The organism is Paraburkholderia piptadeniae, from assembly GCF_900007165.1.
Taxonomy (GTDB): domain Bacteria; phylum Pseudomonadota; class Gammaproteobacteria; order Burkholderiales; family Burkholderiaceae; genus Paraburkholderia; species Paraburkholderia piptadeniae.
On the sequence record NZ_CYGY02000067.1, the window covers coordinates 1 to 3,126 of the forward strand.

A 3,126-nucleotide genomic window follows, 5' to 3' on the forward strand; every position below is an offset into this window, starting at 1 on the left:
GCCGATTCCATCCTCGAAAAAATCGGGCGTTTATGCAAAGTTATTTCTGGGACAGAACACTAGCGCAATCTGCCACTAACTGTTGAGTAACAGATTGGAGCGGCGGGCCGGTTCTTAAGCGGAGTCGAACGACCACGAATGCAAATCGTGTCCGAACTTGTTTTGTGGCACTAGATAGGGTTCTTCGTAGACTTCCGGGGAAAGGTGTCGGGACCCACTCCGGCCAATCAGTCCCCTCCGAATCCGCCGCTCAACGTTTAACACGAGTAGCGTGCGAAGGCTTGTTCCTGACTCGCCGCTCGATGAAAATGAAAAGAGAATGCCCGCTTCCGCGTTTCTGAATAAAGGCGGAAGGCGGATCAGCATGTCTGGCGACATGTGCGCCAGAGGAAAACGTCCAGCTACACTTACGGCCGAAGACGGTGGCCGTGAGGAGCGGTCGGTAAGGTCGGCATCTTCCAATCCGCCCGCTGAACTCACGCGAAGCCAGTTGCAAGGCAAAGCTACTTCAGTTGAATGAGGACTGATCCCTCCGTTATCTCCGGCGCGCCCACGCCCGTGCTTGCGGCGTTTGTCGCGATCCAGTCCTTCGCCTTTTGCACGCTTTCGTCACAGCCTGCCTTGTCCTGGCAAACTGTCACCGAGAATCCGCCATCGCCGCTGCGTGCGAGGGTATAACCGACAAAGCCTTTGACCGAACGCATCAGTTCTTCAACGTCAGCCGTGCGTGTCTCCAGCAGATCGAACAACTCTTTTGCACCCTTTCCCGAAAATCTCCTGATAACGGTTTGCATGATTGCGTCCTCCCATTTGATGGACCAACGGTGGGCATGCAACACAAACAATGCACGCAGCGGAGTAACCGCTCCTTCCGACAGCGAGTAGTGTGTGTGGAAGCAATTGAGAAGGCGGCGCAGCTGATTTCAGCGGCCAATACCAAGTGTAGTAACTTTGCGATCGTAGTAAACGTGGGAAGCGGTGCAAAATCCTGGTGCCCTCGGCCAACGTCCGCAAGTGGCCCGCGAGGCGCCGCCCGTCCCTGCTCTTACTCCAACCGAACGGCTGACCTGGCAGTGACACGTGTCCAGGGCGGGACGATGGTAACGGGGCGGGCCCGTCAGCTACTCTAACCGGCGTTAAACCCGCCTAACCGAGCTGTGTGAAAAGGGGTACCATGAGGAAGTTATCGAACGCCAGGCTCATCTGCGCCTGAGCGTGTAACGTCTCCCTGTCAGGCGGTCTTGCCATGATCCTGTATCACACCGAGCCCGATTCCCCTGTCATCGAAATTTCCGTCGAAGGCAAAATCACCGACCACGATCTGCGCGAAGCCATTGAGCGCATGCGTGGCGATCTGGAACTGAACGGCAAGACCCGCGTGCTCGAACGCATCGAGCATTTCACCGGCATCGAGCCGAAGGCGCTGTGGACCGATATAACGCTCGGCGTTTCGGTGGCCCGCAAGGTCACCCGCGCCGCCGTAGTGGCCGATGCGGTCTGGATCCGTGCCTCGATGCATCTGGCGCGGTTCTTTACGAAGGCTGAAGTCAAGGCGTTCCACGTCAACGAGCTGGAGCAGGCGCGCGTCTGGATCAACACCTGAGCGCCGCCTGGCGAATCTCGTAGCAGTCCGGCTGCACGTCAAAGCTCGATTGACCCGCGCAATCAAGATGCCGTTGGCATTCGTGCTTTTGCTTGCACTGGCGGCTAAAGTTGGGGTTTGTAGGATGCCTACCCTTCACCGTGCAGATGGGCCCGCACCACAAGAGCTATGGAAAACCACCCGAGAAACCGACCGACGCCTACTGTGTTGGCGCTCCTGCTCGCTGGATGTGCCGTCGGCGGCCTGCCACAAGGTTGACTATTGGTTCGAAACGGAGTGCCAGCAGTTTCAACCCGGGTGAGAAGCCCCGGAGCCACCGCGGACTTCCTCCGACTTTAGCGCGTAGCAACAGCGCGTCGCATCGCAGCGCTGATCCCTTGCCGCCGGTGGAACTCCGCGTATCCAGCCAGGTCGATGGCATCCGGCATGGCTCTCGGGCTTTATGAGGCTCAACTGGAATATCTCGCAAAGCAAACCTCCGATCCACTCCTGAAGGCGCCCGAGTTTGCTGAGCGGATGGGCCTCCAGCTTGACGATCACTGTCTTGCTGCCCGCAATATTGCGAAGGGGCATAGCAAGAACTGAGCGGTGCTGAGAGGCGACCAATTTCGTCGACTCGCGCGCACGTTGACGTTCGAAGGTCCGTTGTCAAGGTGGAAAAGCCATTCGAGCGTCTGCGCGCGTCCGCCGGCGACTGCCGTATGTGCGATTCTCATCGTCGGCGGGCGTTTGAATCGTAACCAAGAGAATCCAGGGCGGATCTTTGGCCGATAGAGCGGTTCTCCATGCTGCTCCCGGCGACCTGGCTTTTGTCATCGTCGCTACGGAGTCAACCCGGTTGGTGCCAAATAACACTTCCAGGATCAAGTCGTCCCTTACTCTCGATACGCCCCGGCTTCACAACCACTTGCGCTACGTGAGCGCGAGGACGAAATCAAACCGTGCCGCCTTTAGCTCGCCGTCGTTGTCAATCGTCATCAATAGCTGCCGATCGAACAGGGAATCGCGAGCATTGCGCTGCTCGCCCGGAAAGTACAGTTGGGTGGTGAGGATCGGCCCGTTGGGCGGCCGCACCGTCACATGAATGTGTCGTGTGCGTCCCGGATATAGCCCCGGCACGATCGTCTCAAGGCGGTAGCGTCCCTCGCCGTCGGCGAATTGATGGCCGCGGAGCCGGAACCCCTCGACGTCGTACTCGCCGGCGTCATTGGCGTGCCAGAAATCGAGCAAAGCCCCGGGAACAGCGCTGCATTGTGTCGAATACACCCGTCCGGTCAGGACGATCTTCGTTCCATTGATGCCCGGTTCGAGCAGCGATGCGCGTTGCGGCGAGTGCGGCAGGAAAAACGGACCTGCCGTCTGCTGCCGGGTCGGTTCGTGTTCGTCGGTGCAGGCGGGCGTAGCTGAAACTGCGCCGGGCCGCCCATACGCATGTTCGAGGGCCAACAGCAGCAACGTGGACGGCACTGCAGCAGACCTGCGAAGAAAATCGCGCCGTCCCTGGCTCACACTTCGTGTCCGCA

Annotated in this window: 4 protein-coding genes; 2 read left to right on the forward strand and 2 right to left on the reverse strand. The window is 59.0% G+C overall.

All coding sequences use genetic code 11. The features are described from left to right. Positions 1–503: 503 nt before the first annotated feature. Positions 504–794, reverse strand: coding sequence for a hypothetical protein (locus tag BN2476_RS31820; protein ID WP_087738174.1), 291 nt, complete (start codon positions 792–794; stop codon positions 504–506). A gap of 452 nt (positions 795–1,246) precedes the next feature. Between BN2476_RS31820 and BN2476_RS31825 the strand changes: the two genes are divergently transcribed. Next, a complete protein-coding gene (locus BN2476_RS31825; RefSeq protein ID WP_087738175.1) occupies positions 1,247–1,603 on the forward strand; it encodes a SpoIIAA family protein in 357 nt (118 codons plus the stop codon). A gap of 426 nt (positions 1,604–2,029) precedes the next feature. After that, positions 2,030–2,188, forward strand: coding sequence for a hypothetical protein (locus BN2476_RS46695; protein WP_218274560.1), 159 nt, complete (start codon positions 2,030–2,032; stop codon positions 2,186–2,188). A gap of 327 nt (positions 2,189–2,515) precedes the next feature. Here the strand turns inward: BN2476_RS46695 and BN2476_RS31830 are convergent. After that, on the reverse strand, positions 2,516–3,126 hold a 611-nt coding region (locus BN2476_RS31830), incomplete at its 5' end, for a dioxygenase family protein (RefSeq protein ID WP_087738303.1).

Coding starts and splice junctions, on each gene's coding strand:
- BN2476_RS31820 (WP_087738174.1), bottom strand. CDS start 794: ATGCAAACCGTTATCAGGAGATTTTCGGGAAAGGGTGCAAAAGAGTTG.
- BN2476_RS31825 (WP_087738175.1), top strand. CDS start 1,247: ATGATCCTGTATCACACCGAGCCCGATTCCCCTGTCATCGAAATTTCC.
- BN2476_RS46695 (WP_218274560.1), top strand. CDS start 2,030: ATGGCTCTCGGGCTTTATGAGGCTCAACTGGAATATCTCGCAAAGCAA.